Below are 23312 nucleotides of genomic sequence, written 5' to 3' on the forward strand. Positions count from 1 at the left end.
AAATATTATCAGTTTATTTCAAGAAAGTAAGTTTTGCTGTTTTAGTTGTCTTTCTGTTATTCAGTGTTTTGTGTATAGAAAATAAGCTTTTGAATATATAATATAGAGGTTTTATTGATTTGTATTTTATCATATATTTTGTTTCATCTATTATTATATGGAAAAAAGCTTTTGTAATAGATTTAGCAAAACTGTTATTAATATTGTTCATGTCTACCAAGAAAGCACATGTATACTTTAAATAAAATAACTCAGATGGTTTTCTGGAACGATATTCTCTGTCATGAACACTTTGTGTATGAGGACAAATACCGGATTTATATTTATGATAATGTATACGTTGTAGAAAGTTATTATCTTCTCCATAGTGGTAAAATACAGGTGAAAAGCCTCCGACTTTCATCAGGCATTCTTTTGAGATGAGCCAATGGGCTGCCATCACAAAATCGACTTCGTATATATCTTTATATTTTTTTAGATACAAATCGGATAAAATATTATCCTTGTTAGGTGCAAGAGATAATGAAGCGAAGTAGTTATCTATCCTGTTTTTAGATGCATTCATTTGCATAGGGCTTAACACGCCGAATTCAGGGTTAGCCTTTTGATTTCTTATTAAGACTTCAAATGTATCAGGTTCAACCCAAGCATCTTGATTCAGGAGATAAATATAATCGGCATTTTTTTTAAGAGCATATGCGATGCCTATATTATTGGCTTTTCCGAATCCCAGGTTTATTTTGTTTTCAAATACTACAACAGTAGGATAGTACTTTTTTATATATTGAATAGTATTATCACATGATTTATTATCCACAACTATAACCGTAGAGTCTATGGTAGATTTAAAAACGCTGTCTATACATTTATGAATCCACTGTTCGCCATTGTATGTGACTATAATTACATATAAATTATCCATTTTGCCTGATCCACTCCTTTTTATTTATATCGTAACGTTTTATTACTTTGGCAGGATTCCCTACGGCTACAGAGTAATCCGGTATGTCTTTTGTAACAACACTACCGGCCCCGATTTGGCATCGTTTTCCGATATGGACTCCTGCAACAATAACGGCATTTGCACCTATATGAGAGTCGTCTCCAATAACCACTTCTTTTTTCACCAGTGCTTGTTCGTTTGAGTCGCGACTGCCATCTTCATATCCATGATTGAAGCCGGATATGAAGACATGCTGTCCCAGTCCTACTTTATTTCCGAAACGTACCGGACCGATTACAACGGAACCAATACCGATACGGGCATTGTTTCCGATAATAATATCGCCGGCCCCATTATTAATTGTTGTGAAATCTTCTATAAGCGTATTTTTGCCTATCGTAAATTGATTCCAGGGAAAGACATCAATGCGGGATCTTCTTCTGCGAATGGTTGTGCCTTTTCCCTTTTTGTGGACCCACGGATTAACAAACCATTTTATCCAACAGCGAGGTTTTGGATTTTTAGGTGATGAGATTAAGTATAAAATGAAATTTTTTAAAGTCTCATTCTGTTTTATTTTTTGTTTTATATTTTCCATGATAGTCTCTTTATAAAGATTGGTATATGTCCATCAGGCAGCGTGCGGTGTTCTCCCATGAAAAATGTTTCGCCCGGTCTAATCCATAGGCAACTTGTTTTTGATAATAATTATTATCTTCTTCTAATTGAATGAGTTTATTTGCAATCTCCATTTCATTAAAAGGGTTTACCAATATCCCTTCTTCACCTGCAATTTCCGGCATAGCAGAAATGTTTCCTGCTATAACAGGCGTTCCGCAAGCCATTGCCTCCAGCATTGGTATACCGAAACTTTCCCTGAGCGAGGTATATAAGAAGGCAAAAGCGCCATTATACAGATAAGCCAAATCCGTATTAGGGATATATCCCGGATAGGAGAGATAGGGCTTAATTTCTTCAATATGTTGTTCTCTTAAAATTTCATCCAGTTTGTCTTCATTTAAATCGGCGATTAAGAGCGGACGTTTCTTTTCTGAACGTGTTAGATATAAACTATAGGCTTTCAACGTACGGGGTACATTCTTTTTGGGATCGGTATTTCCTAAAAAGAAAAGATAATCGTTGGAATTGATATATTTGTGTGTAACCGGAGAGATATCCGATAGCGGCTGGAAATGCCGGCTATATCCGTTGTAAATTGCCGTGATTTGTTCTTCGGGCAAATGCAGTACATTTTGTATACGGTTACATTCGAAATGAGAAACCGTAATAATTTTCTTGCATTTAGGAAGTATATGGGGAACCACCATACGTCGGTAATACCATCCCATATTTTGATACCAGGACTTATTGCCTCCTTGACGAGGTTCTAAAAAAATAATATCATGCAATGTCAATACTAATGGTACAGGGCAGTTGACAGGCGCAGTATTACTGGTACAATGCAGTAGGTCCGGTTTTATTTTTGCTATGGCGTTGGGTAGCGCAACTTGTTCCCAGAGTGGATAAGTTGGGCATTTTACCTCGATAACATGTACATTTTCTGTTTCATCCAGGCAATGGTCGTCTCCCGGACTTACAAAAATATAATATTCGTTTTCGTGATCTATTTTTTGCAATTCCCGGATGCTTTCCAAGGCTACGAAATCCATACCATGCTTATTCGTACGGAAAATACGCTGTGCTTCGATGGCTATTTTCATATAGATTATTTTTTATCTCCATGACTGGTATGGATAAACTTCTTATCCGCACCGGCTAAACGGAAATGGTTAATTATCATCATTGCAAATAAAAGAGGAATCATAAATACAGCTTTAGATAATTTATAATTCATCAGATATTTGGGAATCGATTGTATCAGTGTTCCTAATAGTATCCCGGTCAGGCAGATCCATTTTATTCCGGCCGATAAATTCCAGCAGGAGATGCCAATTGCAAACAAAGAAACTATTCCGGTCAGGACAACGCGCGAAGGCATGGTCCATTGGAGAAGTTTGTCACAGTAATCCCAATTTCTATTTTTTAAAGCTTGGGGAAAGTCTTTGATACTAAGCGACAGGTTACTGATCTGCGTAGAAAGCCAACGGCGGCGTTGATTAAAGAATTTACTGGGTTTATTTATTTTTTCATCATAGGTATATACATCTTCCAGATAATCGATAAAAATACGCTTACGAAGTAAGGTGAGTTCCATCTGCTTGTCTTCACCCACATGTTCTTCATCTATTACCATCATTATTTCCCTGAACAGATTAAAATCGAATGCCATTCCCGAACCAATTAATGCGGACGATAATCCGGCACGTACATGTCCCAACCTGAAAATCGTATTATTGATTTCTTCACTGGCAGCATCCAATATTGCAATATTTGTTTGGGGGTCTTTGGCTGTACGATGCGTCTGGATAGCCAATTGCCCGGAAGTATATGCGTTGTTTATTTTTTTAAGAAAATCCTTTTCTACTAAATTATCCGCATCCAAAATGACAGCAATATCGTATGTGTTATTTAGTTGGCTAAGGGCAAAACGCAGTGCTTTTGCCTTCGTACTTCTTTTTAGCTGGACTCTTTCGATGGTTATCGGATATGCTTTCAGATTATCTAAAGTATCTTCCTGCATTTGGTCGGAGATAACAACTACATCATACAGGCTCTTCGGATAATTCTGCTTAAAGAAATTGGAAACAGCACTTTCTATTACAGCATCTTCTTTATAGGCTGGAAAGAAAATTACAAAACGATGTAGATTTTCACTCTCCGGATATTTCCTGTGTCCTTTTTTCCTGTAGGCTGCCAATGAAAAGAACAATAAGTAGAAAACAAGCAGTGAAGCATAAATAAAAATGATCCAGTCTGCTACTTGGCATATATATGCACAAAATGTTAGATTCATAAGCCGTTATGAATTACGTTTAAACCTACCTAAAATACTGAGAACGAATAATAATGGCGCCAGTATGATTGCCCGTTGAAAACGTTTGGTAATCATACGGTCCGGAATGCAGATGGACATTGTAATCAACATGATGAGGCAAAGGACGAACCATTTGATAGCGAGTGCCCAATCGATAATGAAGATGAATGCCGAGAACAGGAATAAAAGTCCCAATAGTATCAGGCGGGATGGCATAAGCCATTGGAACAGTTTATCTGCATAATCCCAATTTTCATTTATCAGCGCTTTAAGGATGTTCCATATTGCTTTGCGTCCGGAATCGGCGGATGCCCACCGGCGGCGTTGTTCATAAAAATCGGAAGAACTGCTAACTTTTTTATCGTATGTATATACATTTTCCAGGTAGTCGATATAGATATATTCTTTAAATAACATGGCTTCAATGGGTTTATCGAAGTCTTTCTTGTCCAGCATGAAAATATGTTTCCTGAACCAGTCGTAATCGAATGCCATCCCTGAACTTATTAAAGCAGAAGAGAATCCTAACCGGACGTGTCCTTTGCGGAAAATGGCATTGTTGATTTCTTCAATGAGAGCAGTTAATGCTTCTATATCTGTTTGTATGTCTTTACTTTGGCGATGGGTTTGGACTACCTGGCAACCGGAATAGTAGGCATCGTTAATTTTGGTCAGGAAATCCGGTGAGACTGTATTATTGGCATCCAGTATAACGATCATATCGTATGCTTCCGGCGGCAGCATACATGTAGCATATTGTATCAGGCTGGTTTTTGTGTCATCCGAATGGTCGCTGATAACCGTAATAACCGACATGTCCTGCAAACGGCTAATGGTATCTTCTTTCATATCTTTACAGGCAACCACAATGTCGAAACATTCTTTAGGATATTGCTGATTAAACAGGGATGTTACCGAATTTAAAATGATAGCATCTGCTTTGTAAGCCGGAAATAACAGAATGAAACGATGATTGATATCGGCAGGAGGATAGGGAGCATATTTCTTTTTCTGTGCCGCCAAAGCAAAAATAAACAGATATAAAACAGCTATGGAAAACAGCAGAAATATTATAGCGTCGATAAAAACGACAATATTATAATTCCCGTAGGTGGTTTTATTTTGTAATATGTCTAACAAATCATTGAAGTTCATAATTATAGCTTATTTTATCTGATTGTTGGAAATCTATTTCTTTTTGGTATAATTCTCCTTTCAGACAAATTGTAAGAAACATAAATGTCATGATATGGCAGGGGAATTGTCCGAACGAATCGGTCGTGTAAGCACTTCCTAAGAACCCGAATACTCCACAGACTAAAGCTGTCAGAAAACCTTTCAGTTCCTTGTCCCGGATTTTATACATGATGATGTAAGCACCATGTATTACTCCGTAAAGTAGAATCATGATATACAGGGTGAGTCCTACAACTCCCGTTTGAACCCAAATCATAACAAACCATGAGTCTGTGGGGATGGTAGTTGTATAAGCACTGGAATATTTTTGTGCATTTCCTCCTGCCATTCCAAGTCCGACTCCGAGCGGTTTGTTTTTCATATATTCCGAGAGTTTGGCTCTGTTTTCCTGACGGACGATAAAAGAAGCATCTTTCGTTGGATTGAATGCCGTACGCATCCTGCGTATTTGTGCATTCCCTTCTCCAATGGTAGTAAAAGCGAAAAATAGATAAACAAAAACGAGTAAGCTGCCTGTTGCTACCATTGCTTTGGCATTTTTGCTTGTAATACAAAAAAGAGCCAAAGCTCCTAAAGGCACAACGATTGCTCCCCGGGTTCCGGACAGGAACATCGCATAAATACTGAGGACAGAAACAATAAAATAATAGATTTGTATAGGCTTTTTCTTTATATAACAAGCTACAATTAAAAATACAGCTCCGGTGAAACCCATATTGGAGCCAAAGTTACTGGCATCCGTAAAAAAAGAAAAATACCGGATTCCACTCCGGATAATATGGGTTCTTGCACCACCTTCATTCAGCCATCTTATCTCATAAGAGTCAAAACCTACATATTTTTGATAGATAACTTTTACGATGGCGGCTAATGTAAATATGGAAAGCAGGAAGACGAGCGTTTTTACAATCCGGAACTCTTTGCATAAAACTGAGGTGAGGAATACACAAATAAATGTATGCACAATGAGCATACGCATGGAAATCCATGCACTGAATACTCCATAAGGATTTATGATTTCGAGTATGCAGAAAGCCATCCAGCAGAATGTACCTATTGCCATTCCGTTAATAAGCTGGTTCCAGGGTATATCTTGTTTATATACATGGTTTATACAAATAACAACGAAGATAAGCACAAAGAAAATGTCCATAAATACACTGAACCCGCTACCTGAAGTATAGCGGAAAACAGGCATTATAAAATAATTCAATGTAAAGATGAAGTAAAGTCCGAGAATTGGTTTGCGTAAAAGCTGGTTAAGTCCCAATATGGTAAAAGGAATGAAGGCGATTAACCCGACAAGGGCTAACTGGTTAAATACGACGGACAGGAATATACCCGTCAGCCCGATTGCTATTATTAACCATTCCATCTTATCCATAAAGAATACTTTAAATCAATTATTTAACAGCAGCATCTTCTGCTGTAAGTCCCAGTTGGGATATACGGTATAGTTCGCCCTTTTTGACATAAGGAGGAAGCTGGCCGATAAATCCTTCTACAATATCACGGCTTGCATTATTTAAAAGAAGCTGCATCGGAGTATCTCCCGATTTTTCTTTTAAGAAACGCAGATGGATATCATCGCTTTCTTTCCATACTCTTCTTGCATTAGCTATAATAAGGTTGATATCTGCCTCTTTGAGTAAAGCCGGAGGAATACTTAACTGGCTCAACGGTGGATATTCGACCAGTAGTATATCTATCTCTTCGTTCCCCAGATAAAGAAGCTCCCGTATGCTTTGTGCATATAGGTAATACTTACTAACCGGAGTGAAGTCGGTTTCATAAGATACATATTTGGCATTCACATCGATAGATTCCCAGTAATTCATCATGTATTTGGCTATAAAACTCTTTCCTTCCCCTTTCTCGAAACTGATAAGGTTTATAATCATCGGTTTGTTTTTTGTATGAAAAGAATCTATGTATGCACATATATGGCTGATTGTTTTTCTATTTGTTGCCTTGATATAACCACGGTATTTTAATTGTTTTCTACCGATGAAAGCCCCCAACACAGGTATTCCTGTCAGGCGTTTGGTTCTTTCCGGATCACGGAGCGTCCTGTCGGATAGTTCTATAACCAGGCAACAGCCCAAAATGAAAATGAAGCTGCCCAAAAATGTGGCCATAACGACAAGCGAACGTTTCCCTCCATCACTGAACAACGGGTAGGTTGGGGGAGTGATTGTTGTCAGTGAAGATGAAGATAATTGGATGTTTTTTTCCTTTTGCTGGGCGGCATTTAAACCTTCCAACGCACTTAAATAGGAGCGTTCTGTAATATTAATCTCTCTCTCTTTGCGTTTAATCTGAGTCCCAATAGGAGAGAATATTTCATATTTCTGGTCGAAGTCTGCCCTTCTTTCATCCATTACTTGCATTTCAGCTTTTGCTTTGGTATTCCGGATTGTTTCAGCCAACCATTCACTTACAACTTTATCCAAGGCAACCCCTTCCTTGGAGTATTTATATTCATTCATCTGATCTGCCAGACGGCTGACTTTTTGTTCTGCTTCTTTTAGCATTTCTCTATAATCCTGTAATTCCTGATTATTTGAGGCGTCATTATCGGTACTGAATATTTCTATCTCGGTGATTTTGCGGTTGATATTGGAAATTTCATCCAATGCTTTTACAAACTTTTCATTGCTTTTGCTTATTTTCTGCTTCAAAGACATTTGATTTTCAAACTGCTTGATTAACTCGGCAGAACTGTTATATGCTTTTTGTACTTCTTCATATCTGTTTTCGTAGTCGGTATATGAAATGGCAATAGCTTTCGTTTGTTCCAGATAATTTATAATTTTATTTTCAACATTATAATTTGTCAAGGCATCCTCCTGTGCATTTAAGAGGCGTTTATATTTTTCCAGTTGCTCTTCATAATATTTAGTAACATCTTTTGTCGACTTATAGCGTAGGTCGTCGTAGTTTCTTATTAATTCCTTATTGATTAACCTGATGGTATTTAATGCAATTCCAGGGTCGTTTGTACGATATGATATTTCGATAATGTCGCTACTTCCTAAACGCTTTACGGATACGTCTTTTAATGCATTGTAACTGTAATGAGGATTTCTTTGATTAAAAAGGTCGAACAGGAAATTGTTCGGTACTTCCTTTTTGTATTGTTTCAAATTGGCAATCGTTTTTTCCAGCGAAGTTTTATCAATTAATTTTTTTACATCATCCGGTACGATTTTCAAAAGGTTTCTATAGTTCAGGGCTGTTATATTTAAATTATCTATCAATGGATCTCCGTACATCATGTTTTGAGCAAACAGTTGGATAGATACATTTTCCAATGTTTTTTTTGCCCGGATTAAGTTTATTAAATTGTCGAAGGAATTGTTTAGCTGCACCCAATCGGTTTTGGTTTCGTTATCTATACCGCTATTACTTGCAAAACCGGTATAAATAGAGGTATTTACTGTATACGTTTTTGGCATGAAACGACTGAAGTACGCAACCAGCAAGGTGGTAATCAGTGTCCCTATAAATAATTTATGCCGGATTCTGTATATAAATTTCGATATGAAAAGCAATATATCCATTACCTATTTGTTTATTACTTTTACGTTCGTTAACATTTCCAGCAGGGTAATTGCATTGTGTAATGCAGCACGTCCTTCTTGATATTCCACAACAGCCCTTGTACGCCGACTTCTTTCAATGGAAAGCGTACTGATATCAATAGTCCCATCAATAAAATCCTGTTCTGTGATTTTCATTTGCGCATTGTATAAGGCAGCAGCATCCGATTTTGCTTTTAGTGTGGCAAGTTGTTCTACAACCTTGTTGTATGCTTCCAGAATACGTAATTTTCGTTCTTCAATATTGATTTCGGATGCATATTCGATTTGACGGATACGGGCTTTTTTAGCTCTGACTCTTTGTTTCTGTCCGGCAAGGTCACCTAACGGGATGGATAAGTTCAATCCGATGTTATATTGATTTTGCAGTTTATTGCTTAACACATAAGCGAGGTTGTCTGCTTCCGGTGTTTTGGATAATGAACTCAATTGCCCGTATTGGTAATATCCTGCCACCCGGAGGTAATTCATCCATTTTTTCTTTGTATCGGAAAGGTTTGCCTCTTCTTCTTCTCGTTGTGCTTCATAGACTTTTACAGAAGGATGTTCGTATACGGATTCCAGAAAGATAGAAAGGGGAGGCAGCTCTATTTGTTCGTAATTACTTACTCCGTCTGACGGCAAATTGGATGAACTGCTGTCTTTGGTTATAATAGCAGGATTTTCCTGTGCAATACAGAAAGTTCCCCATAACAGAGATATGATTACTAATATGATTTTCATGGTAATTTGAGTTTGTTAATTATACATCCTCTTTTTGGATAAACGCAGTAAACGTTTTGAGTATAATTTTCGTATCCAGTGCAAAAGAAAACATGTTTGCATATTTGATATCCAATTGCTTTCTTTCTTCGGCGGACATACTGCCACCGTTACCTCGTTTTTCTACTTGCCAGAGTCCGGTTAGTCCGGCCGGTGCCATAAAACGTTGTATATATTCGTCGCTTGTAAGCAGTTCAGCTTCATATAGGGGAAGAGGGCGGTTGCCGACAACAGACATATCGCCTTTTAATATATTGAATAGTTGCGGAAGTTCGTCGATACTGTATTTCCGGATAAAGTGCCCTACACGTGTGATACGAGGATCTTTTTCCAGCTTGAAGAACGTGTTGGAACGTTCTGTTTCTTTGCTTTTTAAGTAGTTGTCTTCAGTGGTTTGTTCGTGGTCGGAATATAAGACAATGTCATTATCGGAAATAAGAACATTTTCCGGTAACTCTTGCTGCGCAGCAAGACCCATAGAAGACACGTCTTCTATGGGATTTTCATTATATTGGTTTAGTTTTTTGTATTCAAATAGCCGTTTATCAGCATCGGCATACATTGAACGGAATTTATAGAAATCAAATATTTTATAATTGCTGCCGACTCTTTTCGACTTATATACAATACAACCTTTACTCTCCAGTTTGATACATAAGGCTGTTAGCAGGAAAATCGGGGATAATAGTAATATAGCAGTCGAAGCTGCCAGAATATCAAATAGCCTTTTCCATAAAGGCAATTGAAATTTGGACAAAGAATCAATTTTATCATTGGCCTTGAGTTTTTCTTTTTCCTTCAAGTCAATAATAACGGTTAGCAGCTTTGACAGTTGAGTTTGAGTAATATCCTCTTTTATCATGCTGTCTATTCCTGCCTTCAAGTATGGAAGTTTTTCTTCTTTGGTCAGTGAATCGCTGATTAAGAATATGTGTGCATAAGGATATTTTTTATTGACTTGGGCAATAGTCGGTATGTCCATTGCCGGTTCTTTTCTTTCAATAAAGATACAAAAGTCAATACCTTTTCCTTTACATTCCAGAGCCTTGTGGAGCTCTGCGAATATACTACATTGAATAATGTCGCAACATAAATTATCCCGTAGCTTGCTAATCAGCGAAGAGTTGCTGCCCAAAAAGATGTATGTCATGTCTTTTTATTTAAACATTCGTTTCACTCTCATCCTCAACTCTTCCGGGTTAAAAGGTTTTAAGAGAAAATCTTCCACTCCTTCTTCAAAAAGACGTATACGTACGTTACTACTCTCCACACTCGAAAGAATAAAGACCGGTATCTGTTTGAATAATTCGTTACCTTTGAGATAAATGAGAAATTCCTCTCCATTCATCTCCGGCATATTTAAATCTGACACGATTCCATCCGGCATATTACCTTCCTTTAACCACTTTATCGCCTCAATAGGGTTTGTTGCATATTTAATCTCATATTCCTGAGCTAAGTACAACATGATAATTTTGGCAATTTCGGGTTTATCATCCACTAAAAGAATTTGTTTTTTCATTATCAACATTTAAAAAATAACTCTACCCTTGATTAAAACTTTACAAAAATATGAATTAATCTGAAATAATGTATGAATTTCAATGATTTTCGAATCGAAGGAAGGTAAACCTGGCAAATAAAGTGCACTTTTATAATAAATAAAGACAACCTGTTTACTTTACCGGCTATCCGGATAGTGAAATATTATGGAAATATTCTTTAAGTTTGCATTCTGAAACAAAGGAATTTTCTTTTGTCTGGTAAATGTGATATGAAAATTTGGATAATAAGTATATGTTTTGTGTTGGCAGGGTTTGCCTGTAAGCCGGAACTTCCTGTGACTTCTTCTATTTCGGTTGATGCGGATGGCTTGGCTATTCCTGTAAATAAGGATTTATATGGTCTTACGATTGAAGAAATCAATCATGGAGTGGAAGGCGGGATATATGCGGAACTGATACAAAACAGAAGTTTTGAGGATGGAATGGCTCCTCTGAATTGCCGGTATGATGCGGCACGCAATGTTTTAATAACCCCAAATGGCTGGTCTATCCCGTTTGTTCGTCCGGATTCTATTCCCGGATGGCATCGTCTATCTCTTAATACCTATATATATCCGGATACGAAGGAGTTGATAAATGATAAGAACCGCCGTTCTTTGCTGGTTGGAGTTTCGGCATCGGCAGGAACAGTGAAAGGTGGAGTTGTTGCTGAAGGTTACAATGGCATTCCAATCCGTAAGGGGGAGAAATATAATTTCTCTTTTTATCTCAAAGGGGCTTCGATGTTGCCTAAGAATATCTATGTGTCTTTATCTGATTCATTAGGGGAAACGTCTTTAAGTGATGTTTACCGGATACCGACCGAGTACGGTTGGAGGAAACATGAGCATATCTTTACTGCTACGGAAAGTACTTCTAAAGCAACTCTGACGATAACAACGGATACGACAGCTGTTTTCTGGTTGGATGCTGTTTCTTTATTTCCACAGCAGACCTGGAAAGAACGCCCGAACGGATTGCGTCCTGAACTTATGGAGCTGATAGCCGGATTGAATCCGGGTTTTATTCGTTTCCCGGGAGGTAGTTTTGTTGAGGGGTATACAGCAGGAACTTATCCGGTTTGGAAGGAAACGGTAGGGGATATAGCCCAGCGGAAACATTTTTGGAATGTCTGGGCATATGGTTCTTCTAATGGAATGGGTTTCCATGAATATTTGCAGATGTGTGAAGACTTGAATGCTGAGCCAATCTATGTAATCAATAGTGGCGTAACCAGCCAGAGTCGCCGTCCCCGTTATGAAGATATTACGGCGATGGATAAACTGGTGAATGATGCGTTGGATGCAATTGCTTATGCAAATGCACCGGCTGATTCTTCGTTGGGAGCCCTGCGTGCTAAACATGGACATCCGCAGCCTTTTTCTTTAAAATATGTTGAGATAGGGAGCGAGAATTATGGACAGGAGTATGCTAAGCGTTTCGATTTGTTCAAAAAAGCGATTAACGAGGTTTATCCGGAAATTACGGTTATCAGTAGTTCCCAGATACCGGGAAAAATACGCATGGAATGGTCTGATACGCATTATTATGCCAGTGAGCCTTTTCTGATGTCCAATTATAGCAGATATGCCGGTGCCCGCTATTCGCGTCGTCTCCCGCCGGCTTTTATCGGCGAGTTTAGTTTGGCGGATGAAACCTTACAAGGAAGTTTGCGTGCTGCGATTGCTGAGGCCTGTTTCCTGTTCGGCATAGAGAATAATCCGGATGTGGTAAAACGCCTGGCTTATTCTCCGGTAGTAGGAAATACAAATTACCCGTTACAGTATTATCCTTTGATTCTGTTTGATAATATGCGGACGGTAGTAACTCCGTCCTATCATTTGATGCAAATGTTGGCCGCAAATAGGGGAGATGAGGTTCTTGAAACGGAAATAGAGACTTATAGCAAGCCTCAGATTGTATTCGGGCGTCCGGGTATCGAGTTGTTTGACAACAGTTATGAGTTCAATAATGTCATAATTGATGATGTTCCGGTAAAGGAAGCATCCGTACGTACTGGTGGTTGGAAGGTAGATAATGGTACCCTTATTCCTGATGCCAATCGTTGGAATTATCTGTTGATGGGAGATTCGTCTGCATACAATTATACTTTCTCTGCATCTATAAAAAGGACCAAAGGCAGTGGCTCCATCCAGTTCCGTGTACGTGATAACGGGCAGCCTGCTGAAATGAATGATTATATAGGAATGACGATAGGAGCGGGAGTCTGCGAGTTTTACCGTCAGGCTGGGGGAGTGAGGGATACCCTCAATGCGCCGGTTCCGTATGCTTTCCAGAACAATGAATGGTATCATGTAAAAATGGTCTGCAAAGATGATATGATTAGTTGTTATGTAAATGATTCATTGATTCATAAAGCTACGCTCGAACCGTTGCCTTCACTTGTTTCCGTAGCGACATTGGATAAGGAAAATCATACAATCTTGTTAAAGGTAGTCAATACGACAGCCCATGAAGAAAAAACAGAACTTCAAATAAAAGGGCATAGTGTGAAAGGCACGGCAGAAGTTATCCAGTTGTCAGGTAATCCCGAAAGCCGCAATACGTTTAGCCAACCGGATAAAGTCCGTCCCGAAACAAAACAAATATCTTTCGCCCTCAGAGGTCCTATGGTCTACGATTTTCCACCCAATTCCATTACGATTCTTAAGTTGGTAATTGATTAGTTTCTGATGGTGTACCTTTTCTTTGTACTCTTATTTCTTCACGGGTTTTATCGACAACTTGCTTTGAAACTACTTTTACTTTTTGTGCATGTATTTGAATAATGGAATTGATCTCATTAAAAATATAGGCTGACACAATCAATATAGCCAATATCGCTAAAATCTTTTTTATCGGTTTGTAGCGTAGTAGATAGCCTGTGAGGGCAAATACAAGATATATGATGTATATGTTCACGGTATTGATAGTTCTGCCATAAAATTCTTTGCGGTAGCGCTGTAATTCTGTTAAAGTATCCCATGATTGGGTTGCTTTTTGATATAGTACTCTACGTTGTATATACATCAGGCTGTCTTTATCGGCTGCCGGATGGGTGGTGTATTGATAAGCGATTCCCATTTTTTTCAATTGATAACTCTGGTAGGCATCCAGAGCTAAACTGTCCGGCAGGCTTGAAAGCAACTGTCCACAAGTAGCGGCATCCGTCTGGAAAGAGGTTCCCAGTGAATCCATTTGAATAATGAGTGTTCTTTTGGGCATTGCCATAGGTATTTGGTTTAGGATTTGTTTTTTGTCGATGTTAAATTCGTCTGCCAGCGATTCGGGATACATACTCTTTATTTCAATAAGCTTTTCTGCCGATGTAGCCATAATCTGAGGGCGGATAAACCAATCATAATAATAGGTCGTTGCCGACAAGGGAAGAACTATAATTAAACCGATAGCTAATGTGCGGAAAAAGTCTTTCCACTTGCTACTGTTCATTGCCCAAAAGGTCAGGAAGGTAGCAACACTCAGGCTGTAAGGTATTAAGGCGGTGAAAGCTGTCAGTCCAAGCTGTGTGCAATAGGATAAGGCCTCTTTTATGTCTAACTTATAGAATGTATCTTTACCCACTTCTTTAATTACAATGCCAATAAAACCGCATACCAGAACGATAGCAAAGGTGATTATAAAGTATTTACAGATTCTTTTTAAATTCTTCATATTATATATTTGTTGTTTGAATAGAGTTATGAGACATCTGGTAGTGTGCCGCACAGCCTTTTCCCCGGAGGTGCGGCACATTCCTATATTATCCGATGTAAAATTCAGAAGGAATCAACTTAAAATCCACAAACTGGTTCTCTTCCGGAGCAGATTTCAATAAGAAAGGCACTATGCCGTCAGAGGGTAATGCTTTGCGTGGCAAATCGGTCTGTTTGTCAAATTTGTAAGTGGCGCACCATGCGTCGGCATCACCGCAAACGCTGTGTCCGATACGGAAACAGAATTCACTGGTTTCGTCACGTAATGTTTCTATCAGTTTACGGCAATCGTCGGGTAAGCGGTCTGCATCCTGTAGTGCATGGATTGTCTCTGCCGTTTCTTTCAGCCACTCACTGTTGCGTATATGTTTTTCATCAAGAGCGAAAACAAACACAGCCGGATAATACTCGTTGTTGCCCGGCAGCCATAAATCTGTGTTGGCTTGTACCACAGCAGCATAAATAAGTGGAGCTTCCGTATATTTCTTTTTCCAGCGATCCTTGAACAGCCAAGGTGCACTGCCGGCTGTGGCTTTGAAAAACGGGGTGTCCATACTTCTTGGAATACGAGTGTAAGGAGCCAGTTTGTCGAGGGCTGTCGGATTTTGGAATGCAGCCCGTTCTTCTTCCTGTCTTTGTTCGGCTTCTTCTTCCTTTTTTTGTTGTTCGGCACGTTTGGCACGCAGTTCTGTTACATCGCAACCCTGTGCTTCCAGTTGCTTGATTTCCTCTTCTGTCATTTGGTTCTCCCAGTCGGACGCTGGATTTGTAAATAGCTTCATACTTTTTGTTTTTTTATTGTTGATACTATAAGCCGTGGCCAACCGACAATGAAGGAAGTTGAGCCGTTTGTTATATTTTATTGTGGATATTCGATTTTTAAACTCTTGCCTTCTAATGCAATACCCTCGCTAAGCGTGATGCCGAGTTTTTGTTCTTCGGAGAAACCAATGGTTTCACCATCTTGCAGAGTTACATTACAATCTAAAATGTATGTAACTATATCTAACAAGAAATCACGAATTTCATTCAAATCGGCATCAGCATACACTTCTATTTCTTCTTTTCCGAATTTCCTCATGCCATACGTATATATACCTGAATGTTTATCTGTGTGATAGATACCAAACCATACCCAATCCAACACTGGCAACGCTTCTTCGTCTTCTTGCATAAATGAAGCGACTTCTGTGTAAAACGAAGGCTGGAATACGGTACCATCCGTGTAGACCGTAATGGCATTTTGCTGTTTCAGGCAGGAAGAAACAGCTTTGGTAAATAACTTTCCACGTTCCAACAGGTCTGTATCTTTTCCCAATACGGAAATCAGAATATGTGCTTTGTGATTTTGGGCAGCTTTTACTGCGTCTTTCCACATATAATTTGCGTTCGCATAATGTTCGGCTTCTCCATTTGGAACCGGTGCCGGCATAATAGCCGCCGCAAGTGTCATCTCATCGATTGTAGCAACAAGTGCATCATCTGTGTCGTTATCAGACAAATCTATGTTCCAGTCGGTTTTGAAATCACTTATAAACTTCTTCTTATCCCATTGGTTTTGAGATAGTAGTACAAATGCAACAAAGCATCCGGTTTCATTATTTTCTTTATTCATATCCATTTGATTCATATTAGTATATGTTATTAATTATTTATTCTGTGTATAACGTCCGGCGATGTACCGTATTAAACGGTATTGCTGTCTGTTACCGTTTAAAATCAAACGTATAATTTATTTCTTCCAAATCACTGATTAGCTGTTCCCAATCTTCCATCTCCGGATTGACTGCCAGAACCATGCTCTCTGTCAATATTTCTCCACGGTAGATTTGCTCGATAATGTCCAGCGGAATTTCTTCTACTTCGAAATACTCTTCTGCCCATTGCTTATAGGTTATCGGATTTCCATCCAAAATATGCAATAATTCTTCTTTCCCATCAGCTTTGCCTGTTTCGTTATATTGCCATTTACCTTTCTCGTCCGTCCAAATGCAGAAGTTGGTTCCATAAGAGGCAACCGGTTCACCAAAAATGAACTCTTGATACATACCCGGCAACCCTTCGGTTAATATATTTTTATCGGCGTCTTTATAATCATTATGGACACCATTAATGACACAGCCTTTCTCTTTGAAGAGAATCTGAAAACGTTGCCCTTCCATATCCTGCATTTCGCAAAACTCTTCGCTTTCACTCCATTGTGAATTGTAGGAATAATAGCGATATTCCCATTCGGAACAAAGAATTGCATCTAAAACAGAAATCGCTTTACAAGTCTTTTGTAATATTTCTTTTGAAGGTAGCTTTTTTACAATATCCATTTTCCTAAATATTAATTGTTGATTCTTCTTCCACATCCTCGCCATAAGCCAGTTGAATGTCTATAAACTGAATGACTAATTGGCAAATAGCACCATCCTCGTCAATCCCCCAATATACGGGATAAGTTCCGTCACCAAAACCGGATTGGAAAATGGGCATATGATATTCCGTTTCCGGCACTTGCCAATTCAACCAGTCACCACCTTTGCGCTGATACTCCGGATGGTTGAGATAGTTTTCCTCAAAAAGAGAGGCAAAGTAGCCATCGTAAGGGTTATCATCGGGATGGTCTTTACGCCATTGTTCATCCCAATCACAATAGACACGGTGGAGCATCTCGTCACAGATACAACCAAGTCCGGCATCGACACAAAAACCAAAATAATCTCCATCTTCCAATGTATCAAGGTTCTCATTACCGATTAATGCTTCGTAGAAGCGAACAGCTCGTTTTTCAGAAAAGCGCAAACGGACAGCCGCATAGCGGTCGCAATCCTCGCCATCTGATTTGACTACACAAATTTCAGTCTGGTATCTGCCCGTAGGAGCAGTCAGGAAATACGGACGTTCATTATGGTTAGAGAGGTACACCAACGGATCTCTTACCAAGACCTTACCGCTGGGCAAATCACAAGAACCAATGTCCATTATTGCCAACGTTTTCCCTGCAATTTCTTTTTGCTCAAAATACATATTCAGGTCAACAGGACAAGCGGTCTTCTCTTTTACTGCTTCCCATTTTTCCATCCACATCCTGTCATTTAATGTTGTCATATATTTCTTTTTTATTGTTGTTATTTGATAATAATATCTGGTGGATAATCGACCACAGGGGAGGTCTATCCGCTATCAGTCGTTTAATCGCATCATAGTTTCTCAGGCAGCTTTTAAAAGCCCTTATGTTCTGTAATTAGAACTGTCATTCATCTCATTTGTCACGAAATGGCTGAATTACAGTTTGCTTAAAAAGAACATTAAAATTCCTATTACAAGCAGAACGCTTCCACTGATTCCAACCAAGATTCGAGCAACAGTTCTTCCGAACTTATGAGAAACCCATGCGATATTCATCATTCTTCCGTCGCCTTCCAGTACCCAATCCCAGTTTAGAATGGCACCAAGCAGAAACAACAGTCCACTTGCCGCAATAAATAAATATCCGTACTCTTTGCATAGTCTACTAAAAAACTCGCTGTCAATAGCTTCCATAATTTGATTTTTATGTAATTGGTAATGGGATGCTAACAGCGGAATCCCGCTGTTATTTTCTCTAAGTCTTTCATTTAATGTCTTTGTGGAAGTTTATCATGCGCCTACTTCTAAAGTCAAATCCCGCACGGCGTTATTTTTCCAGATAAAGCCGAAATAATCTTTTAAATCATCTGTTCTGACAAATGTTATTTCCCAACCATCGGTATATGGTATGGCCGGATTTACCGCATCAGGATAAAATGTGTCTTGCCAGGAAGCATATATTTCTTCTTTATGTGCCAACCTGCTTTCGTTAGGCAACATACTATCCAATTTAGTAATTACTGATTTCCAGTTTTGTAGTATTGTTTGTAATTCCAATACCTGCTGGGGTAATGGGGCAGAGGCATCCCCTTCCATTAAAAGAATGGTTTCCTTTGAATAAAAGGGCAATTGTACGATACCACTCCATGTATAGTGTTTGTCCTGATACCAATTACAAACCTTACAGGTGAAGATACCCAAATCTTTCACTTCATATTCTTTCTTAGTACCCAACAATTCATTTATAAGCATTTTGAATATTCCCATTGTCTTCGTTCTGTTGTATATAACGTAAAATTATATTCGTTTTTTCATTATGGCCTTTCCGTTCAACTAAGGACGTTTTTGCGTCATTTGAACTATTCCAAAGAAAATGAGATTGCGTCAAATGATTGGAGATCCTTTATCATTTGGCTTTGGATTTCATTTTCAGTCCAAGGCATACCCTCGATCAAAGCCAATCGTTTGATCGCATTGATTCCACGTTCTTTTAAGTTTGGTGAAATAGAACCGGTTATTTTTATCTGTGCAAAAGCCGTGGCATAAGTAACCATATCACTTTGAATCATATCCATTTTTTTGCGTGATGCCATCTCTTTTACTTTGTCGGCGTCGAGTGTATCAACAGGAATGTATTCCATATCCCAATCTTGCTCTATTAATTTCCGGGGAAAATCTGCAAAGTCAAGATTCGGGTTTTTTCTTATCGCTTCAAAGAGGAAGGATAAGGTATCACTTCCCTCATCACTGCCGAAAGGTGTTTCTTCGTCACCTTCCGAATAATAGATTTCGTCAATAAAGTGTTCGGCATATTTTGGATGCGAAGTTTTAGGATGAAGCCCATACTCATCACTGTCGATGTATAATCGGTTAAGAAAATCGAAACCGGTATCTTCCACATAGCCTTTTTTCACTTTTGAACGGATTAGCTTCTCTGCTTCCCTGAGACATTCTTCTTCTGTGTCAAATTCCTTGACTTCATATTTTCCGATGCTACCGTATTTACCATAGTTTACGGCAAAGCAACAACCACTATAATCAATCCACCAGAATTTGTGGGATTTCTCGTCTTTGTAAATAAAGGCTCTTTTCATATTGTTCCTGTTGTCAGTTTGTTCTTGATGTCCGGCAGCTAACTGCGTCTTTTCTTTTGTTTGCTATTTTTCATGTATATATTTTGTTGGAAATCAACATGTCCTATATCCTTTATACTAATATAGCAATAGAAAAGTATATAAAATAGAATAAATAAATGTTGATAATCAGTGAAATAAATTCATATATAATAATATAAGATATTTATATGCCGATAAAAATACATTATTCTGTTTGTGTAACCTACTAAAAGTAGCATTATTTTTCATTCTACACCTTGAAAATTATTTTGTAGCATACAATAAGGAGATTTCATTTTAATTTTATATATTTTTGCATACATAGAAAAAATAATATGGAACAACCAAAAAATAAACGCATACGCCGTACCCGTGCCGAACTGGAAGCAGACGTGTTCGATGCTATCCGGCAATTAGCAGGTGAAAAAGGCTTGGCGCAGATATCTTTTACGGATATTATGCAAAGAGCCGATATACAAATGTCCGTCCTGCTTAAGAACTATAGAAGTATAGAGCGACTGTTGGATAAGTACGCATATATTTCCGATTATTGGCTGCATGACCTTTTTAATGAAGAACATCCTACGGATAAAGCCGGCGAAGACCTTTTGAAAAGCACCTTAAAGGCTCTGGCTATTTACTTGTATGATAATACCGACATGCAGCATTTGTTGGTATGGGAACTCGAAGCGGACAATCCGACAACAAGGCGTATGGCACGGAGCCGGGAGAAGCATTACAAGGCAGCTATGGAAGAATACAGGCGTTTGTTTGAGGGAACGGATATCCCGGTTGATATAATAGTCGGGCTTCTTACTGCTGGAACCTATTACCTGATATTGCACCGCAAGCGTTCCACATTCTTTGATGTGGATTACCAGCGGAAAGAAAATAGGGAACGTCTATACAATACACTTGAATATCTTTGTAATTTGATATTCTCCGCACTCGAAGAACATAATCGAACCATTGAGATAGCCCGCAATTTCAAACAGAAAGGCCTGCCGGATGATATGATAGCAGAATGTACGGGTTTATCTGCCGGGGTGGTGCAAGGGCTTTAGATTTATGCTGTAGTTCCTGTCTTTGATTCGGGGAGTAAAGGTGTCTTTTATCAGGAAGATAAGATAAAAGCATAAAATAAAAAAGAGGGGACAGAGCGTGTATAAAATCATCTCTGTCCCCTCTTGATATAGGAAAAGGTTACCCTTTATTAATAATTACATCAGTGACTCAGCATATCAGCCGTAATCGGAGTAAACTTATCCGTATCGGCTTTACGTAATTTTACGCTACCGTCGTTCCAGTTGGAAGGCCAGCCGCCGATAATATGTCCTAAGAATACCACTTTGATTTCGTGCAAACCTTTACCCAGTGCGATAGAAGTATCATGACGGGAGAAACGTTTTACTTCACCGCTGTTGTTGATTAGCAACTTTCCGTCCACCCATACTTCTTCGTTATCGGAAGAAATATAATAAACGCCATCTTCCGGGATATTTACATAACCGGTTGCTACAGCCGCATATTGTTTAACACCACGCATGGATTCGTCTGTCTTGACAACACGTGTTAAATCGCGCAGGTCTTTTATCACGGACTTTTTCCACTCTTTGGCTTCCTTCATCTGGTCTGTGTTCAGGAACATGCCGTCTGTTACTTCCATCTGTAAGCCCGGAGTTGTTTTAGCCACTTCTTTGGCAGGAGCGAATTCCTGCTTTTCTACAGTAATGGTACGAACTTTGCTCATCTTACCGGAAGGTAATACGGAACGGATTTTCAATACACCTGATTCTGTAAATTCGATAGGAGCGGAATATACGGTCGATTCCGGAGTCGGTTCGCTACCATCGATAGTGTATACCATCTTAATCGGGCGAACCGTCTTGAATTCAAGCGTTGCTTTATCAGTGAAGGCAACAAAATTGCAAGAGCCGTTCGGCTGTTCCGGTTGAGGAATATGGTAGTTGATGTTGTGGGCATCCAGACGAACCAGTGCATTGTCCAGGCGACGTTCGAAATCTTTATAATCTTTGCGGTTTAACGGCGACCATGCAATTTCAGACAAAGCCAGGATACGCGGATAGATACGGTATTCCATAATGTCTGTATTATACATATATTCGGACCAGATGTTGCACTGTACACCCTGGATGTATTTGTCCTTACCGGCTGCAACCAGCGTATCAGGGGTCGGGTTGTAGTTGTACACTTTTTCCAGGGTAGCATAACCGCCGATGGTAACCGGTTCGATTTTATAGTCTCCCTGGTATTGGTCGAGGTACATACCGTTTGAACCCGGAGTCATAATTACATCGTGTTCCATATTAGCTGCGGCGATACCACCGGCTTCTCCGCGCCATGACATAACGGTAGCAGTAGGAGCCAGACCACCTTCGAGAATTTCGTCCCAACCGATAATTTTCTTTCCATGCTTTTCAGCCAGGTATTTTTCCATCCGTTGTACGAAATAACTTTGCAGCTTTTCTTCGGCAGAGTGTTCTTTGTCACCTTTCAAACCTTCTTCTTTGATACGTTTCTGGCAAAGTGGACAGTTCTTCCAACTGATTTTCGGACATTCGTCGCCTCCTATATGGAAGTATTCGCTGGGAAACAATGGAGCGACTTCGTCTATTACATCTTCCAGGAAATGGAATGTTTCTTCTTTTCCCGCACACATTACGATGTCTTCAACCCCCCAGATAATACGCGGAGTTCCCTGTTCGCCTTTGCAGGATAGTTCAGGATAAGCTGCAATAGCTGCCATTTCGTGGCCCGGAAGTTCGATTTCTGGAATTACCGTGATGAAGCGGTCTGCTGCATACTGAACGATTTCTTTAATTTGGTCCTGCGTATAGAAACCACCGTATTCGGTACCTTCGCCATCGATACGCTTGGAACCGATTTCAGTCAGTTTCGGATACTTCTTGATCTCCACACGCCATCCCTGGTCGTCTGTCAGGTGCCAGTGCATGCGGTTGATTTTGAACAATGCCAGTACATCCAGTTGTTTCTTAACATTTTCAACCGGGATAAAGTGGCGGCATGGGTCCAGCATGATACCACGGTAACCGAAACGGGGTTCGTCTTTTACCGTCACGCAAGGAGCATTCCATGCAATGTCTTTTACAATTACAGGGCTTTCGATTTCGGCAGGAAGCAATTGCATGAACGTTTGCATACCATAGAATAAACCCTGCGGAGTTTTTGCTTTGACAGTAACACCATCGGTGGTAACATCCAGCGTATACCCTTCATTGTTTACATCCAGCAGGTTGTCCAGCATAAGGGCAATGCCATTGGATGCGGATTTGTCGCTTACTGTTACATTGTAGCCGGTTGCCGTATTGATTTTGGATGCAAAAAATTCGGCAACGGTTTTTACTTCAGGAGTAGGAGCAGAGATAACTGTGTTTTTGTTTAGTTTGAAACTACCATCGTTTTGCACGAGGCTTACCGGCGTAGGAATTACATTGATACCCTGGTTGTAAGGCATCTCTTTAACCGTTCCTTCGCTACATGACGCAAGTATACAAAGTGCTGCGCCAGCACACATGGAAACAAGCTTTTTCATTTAGATAATGATGATTAATAATTGGTGTTTAATAATAAAGAAAAATGGAAAACCGGAAACCGGAACCCTGCCTGATGCAAAGCCGCCAAC

The 23312-nt window shown here is 39.3% G+C and carries 21 protein-coding genes; 2 read left to right on the forward strand and 19 right to left on the reverse strand.

Annotation, left to right across the window (positions count from 1 at the left end; all coding sequences use genetic code 11):
• Positions 1–13 precede the first annotated feature (13 nt).
• From ACGE0T_RS07520 to ACGE0T_RS07565, 10 genes are read right to left on the reverse strand one after another with little or no spacing between them, the layout of a single operon-like run.
• Positions 14–922, reverse strand: a complete 909-nt coding sequence (locus ACGE0T_RS07520) for a glycosyltransferase family 2 protein (RefSeq protein ID WP_459189913.1) — start codon at positions 920–922, stop codon at positions 14–16.
• A complete protein-coding gene (locus tag ACGE0T_RS07525) occupies positions 915–1541 on the reverse strand; it encodes an acyltransferase (protein ID WP_459189914.1) in 627 nt (208 codons plus the stop codon). The genes ACGE0T_RS07520 and ACGE0T_RS07525 overlap by 8 nt, the downstream gene beginning before the upstream one ends.
• Before the next feature lie 10 nt (positions 1542–1551).
• Positions 1552–2664: a glycosyltransferase family 4 protein gene (locus ACGE0T_RS07530; protein ID WP_459189915.1), complete on the reverse strand. Its 1113-nt coding sequence runs from the start codon at positions 2662–2664 to the stop codon at positions 1552–1554.
• 5 nt (positions 2665–2669) lie between these two features.
• Positions 2670–3857 (reverse strand): glycosyltransferase family 2 protein, encoded by a 1188-nt coding sequence (locus ACGE0T_RS07535; protein ID WP_459189916.1) that lies wholly within the window; start codon positions 3855–3857, stop codon positions 2670–2672.
• Between the two features lie 6 nt (positions 3858–3863).
• Entirely contained in the window at positions 3864–5033 is a 1170-nt protein-coding gene (locus ACGE0T_RS07540) for a glycosyltransferase family 2 protein (protein ID WP_459189917.1), read from the reverse strand.
• Positions 5020–6459 (reverse strand): O-antigen ligase family protein, encoded by a 1440-nt coding sequence (locus tag ACGE0T_RS07545; RefSeq protein WP_459189918.1) that lies wholly within the window; start codon positions 6457–6459, stop codon positions 5020–5022. The genes ACGE0T_RS07540 and ACGE0T_RS07545 overlap by 14 nt, the downstream gene beginning before the upstream one ends.
• Before the next feature lie 19 nt (positions 6460–6478).
• Complete coding sequence (locus ACGE0T_RS07550; protein WP_459189919.1) at positions 6479–8638, reverse strand: GumC family protein; 2160 nt, start codon at positions 8636–8638, stop codon at positions 6479–6481.
• A 3-nt stretch (positions 8639–8641) separates the two neighbouring features.
• Positions 8642–9400, reverse strand: a complete 759-nt coding sequence (locus ACGE0T_RS07555; protein WP_459189920.1) for a TolC family protein — start codon at positions 9398–9400, stop codon at positions 8642–8644.
• Between the two features lie 19 nt (positions 9401–9419).
• Positions 9420–10589, reverse strand: a complete 1170-nt coding sequence (locus tag ACGE0T_RS07560) for a sugar transferase (protein WP_459189921.1) — start codon at positions 10587–10589, stop codon at positions 9420–9422.
• Between the two features lie 6 nt (positions 10590–10595).
• Complete coding sequence (locus ACGE0T_RS07565) at positions 10596–10961, reverse strand: response regulator (RefSeq protein WP_459189922.1); 366 nt, start codon at positions 10959–10961, stop codon at positions 10596–10598.
• A gap of 252 nt (positions 10962–11213) precedes the next feature.
• Here ACGE0T_RS07565 and ACGE0T_RS07570 point away from each other — a divergent pair, with 252 nt between their 5' ends.
• Positions 11214–13670 (forward strand): alpha-L-arabinofuranosidase C-terminal domain-containing protein, encoded by a 2457-nt coding sequence (locus ACGE0T_RS07570; protein ID WP_459189923.1) that lies wholly within the window; start codon positions 11214–11216, stop codon positions 13668–13670.
• On the opposite strand, the gene ACGE0T_RS07575 is transcribed toward ACGE0T_RS07570, so the two are convergent.
• The 8 genes from ACGE0T_RS07575 to ACGE0T_RS07610 form a co-directional block, all read right to left on the reverse strand.
• Positions 13651–14655, reverse strand: a complete 1005-nt coding sequence (locus ACGE0T_RS07575; protein ID WP_459189924.1) for a hypothetical protein — start codon at positions 14653–14655, stop codon at positions 13651–13653. The genes ACGE0T_RS07570 and ACGE0T_RS07575 overlap by 20 nt on opposite strands.
• 88 nt (positions 14656–14743) lie before the next feature.
• Complete coding sequence (locus ACGE0T_RS07580) at positions 14744–15478, reverse strand: hypothetical protein (RefSeq protein WP_459189925.1); 735 nt, start codon at positions 15476–15478, stop codon at positions 14744–14746.
• 77 nt (positions 15479–15555) lie between these two features.
• Positions 15556–16326, reverse strand: a complete 771-nt coding sequence (locus ACGE0T_RS07585) for a DUF4261 domain-containing protein (protein WP_459189926.1) — start codon at positions 16324–16326, stop codon at positions 15556–15558.
• Positions 16327–16402: 76 nt separating this feature from the next.
• Positions 16403–17017, reverse strand: a complete 615-nt coding sequence (locus ACGE0T_RS07590) for a hypothetical protein (RefSeq protein ID WP_459189927.1) — start codon at positions 17015–17017, stop codon at positions 16403–16405.
• 4 nt (positions 17018–17021) lie between these two features.
• Positions 17022–17792: a DUF4241 domain-containing protein gene (locus ACGE0T_RS07595; RefSeq protein WP_459189928.1), complete on the reverse strand. Its 771-nt coding sequence runs from the start codon at positions 17790–17792 to the stop codon at positions 17022–17024.
• Positions 17793–17969: 177 nt separating this feature from the next.
• Positions 17970–18227, reverse strand: a complete 258-nt coding sequence (locus ACGE0T_RS07600) for an immunity 17 family protein (RefSeq protein WP_459189929.1) — start codon at positions 18225–18227, stop codon at positions 17970–17972.
• A gap of 96 nt (positions 18228–18323) precedes the next feature.
• Entirely contained in the window at positions 18324–18800 is a 477-nt protein-coding gene (locus ACGE0T_RS07605) for a hypothetical protein (RefSeq protein WP_459189930.1), read from the reverse strand.
• Positions 18801–18892: 92 nt separating this feature from the next.
• Entirely contained in the window at positions 18893–19627 is a 735-nt protein-coding gene (locus ACGE0T_RS07610; protein WP_459189931.1) for a WGR domain-containing protein, read from the reverse strand.
• A 356-nt stretch (positions 19628–19983) separates the two neighbouring features.
• Between ACGE0T_RS07610 and ACGE0T_RS07615 the strand changes: the two genes are divergently transcribed.
• On the forward strand, positions 19984–20712 hold the full coding sequence (locus ACGE0T_RS07615; protein WP_459189932.1) for a TetR/AcrR family transcriptional regulator: 729 nt from the start codon (positions 19984–19986) through the stop codon (positions 20710–20712).
• Between the two features lie 161 nt (positions 20713–20873).
• Here ACGE0T_RS07615 and ACGE0T_RS07620 read toward each other — a convergent pair whose 3' ends face one another.
• Entirely contained in the window at positions 20874–23222 is a 2349-nt protein-coding gene (locus ACGE0T_RS07620) for a family 20 glycosylhydrolase (RefSeq protein ID WP_459189933.1), read from the reverse strand.
• Positions 23223–23312: the final 90 nt, after the last annotated feature.

The sequence above is a fragment of the Parabacteroides sp. APC149_11_2_Y6 genome (genome assembly GCF_054506995.1).

Excerpts from the sequence above, each read along its gene's own strand:
- ACGE0T_RS07565 (WP_459189922.1), bottom strand. The coding sequence starts at position 10,961 with ATGAAAAAACAAATTCTTTTAGTGGATGATAAACCCGAAATTGCCAAA.
- ACGE0T_RS07570 (WP_459189923.1), top strand. The coding sequence starts at position 11,214 with ATGAAAATTTGGATAATAAGTATATGTTTTGTGTTGGCAGGGTTTGCC.
- ACGE0T_RS07600 (WP_459189929.1), bottom strand. The coding sequence starts at position 18,227 with ATGGAAGCTATTGACAGCGAGTTTTTTAGTAGACTATGCAAAGAGTAC.
- ACGE0T_RS07615 (WP_459189932.1), top strand. The coding sequence starts at position 19,984 with ATGGAACAACCAAAAAATAAACGCATACGCCGTACCCGTGCCGAACTG.
- ACGE0T_RS07535 (WP_459189916.1), bottom strand. The coding sequence starts at position 3,857 with ATGAATCTAACATTTTGTGCATATATATGCCAAGTAGCAGACTGGATC.
- ACGE0T_RS07555 (WP_459189920.1), bottom strand. The coding sequence starts at position 9,400 with ATGAAAATCATATTAGTAATCATATCTCTGTTATGGGGAACTTTCTGT.
- ACGE0T_RS07585 (WP_459189926.1), bottom strand. The coding sequence starts at position 16,326 with ATGAATCAAATGGATATGAATAAAGAAAATAATGAAACCGGATGCTTT.
- ACGE0T_RS07550 (WP_459189919.1), bottom strand. The coding sequence starts at position 8,638 with ATGGATATATTGCTTTTCATATCGAAATTTATATACAGAATCCGGCAT.
- ACGE0T_RS07520 (WP_459189913.1), bottom strand. The coding sequence starts at position 922 with ATGGATAATTTATATGTAATTATAGTCACATACAATGGCGAACAGTGG.
- ACGE0T_RS07530 (WP_459189915.1), bottom strand. The coding sequence starts at position 2,664 with ATGAAAATAGCCATCGAAGCACAGCGTATTTTCCGTACGAATAAGCAT.
- ACGE0T_RS07540 (WP_459189917.1), bottom strand. The coding sequence starts at position 5,033 with ATGAACTTCAATGATTTGTTAGACATATTACAAAATAAAACCACCTAC.
- ACGE0T_RS07620 (WP_459189933.1), bottom strand. The coding sequence starts at position 23,222 with ATGAAAAAGCTTGTTTCCATGTGTGCTGGCGCAGCACTTTGTATACTT.
- ACGE0T_RS07560 (WP_459189921.1), bottom strand. The coding sequence starts at position 10,589 with ATGACATACATCTTTTTGGGCAGCAACTCTTCGCTGATTAGCAAGCTA.
- ACGE0T_RS07525 (WP_459189914.1), bottom strand. The coding sequence starts at position 1,541 with ATGGAAAATATAAAACAAAAAATAAAACAGAATGAGACTTTAAAAAAT.
- ACGE0T_RS07580 (WP_459189925.1), bottom strand. The coding sequence starts at position 15,478 with ATGAAGCTATTTACAAATCCAGCGTCCGACTGGGAGAACCAAATGACA.
- ACGE0T_RS07595 (WP_459189928.1), bottom strand. The coding sequence starts at position 17,792 with ATGACAACATTAAATGACAGGATGTGGATGGAAAAATGGGAAGCAGTA.
- ACGE0T_RS07590 (WP_459189927.1), bottom strand. The coding sequence starts at position 17,017 with ATGGATATTGTAAAAAAGCTACCTTCAAAAGAAATATTACAAAAGACT.
- ACGE0T_RS07575 (WP_459189924.1), bottom strand. The coding sequence starts at position 14,655 with ATGAAGAATTTAAAAAGAATCTGTAAATACTTTATAATCACCTTTGCT.
- ACGE0T_RS07610 (WP_459189931.1), bottom strand. The coding sequence starts at position 19,627 with ATGAAAAGAGCCTTTATTTACAAAGACGAGAAATCCCACAAATTCTGG.
- ACGE0T_RS07545 (WP_459189918.1), bottom strand. The coding sequence starts at position 6,459 with ATGGATAAGATGGAATGGTTAATAATAGCAATCGGGCTGACGGGTATA.
- ACGE0T_RS07605 (WP_459189930.1), bottom strand. The coding sequence starts at position 18,800 with ATGGGAATATTCAAAATGCTTATAAATGAATTGTTGGGTACTAAGAAA.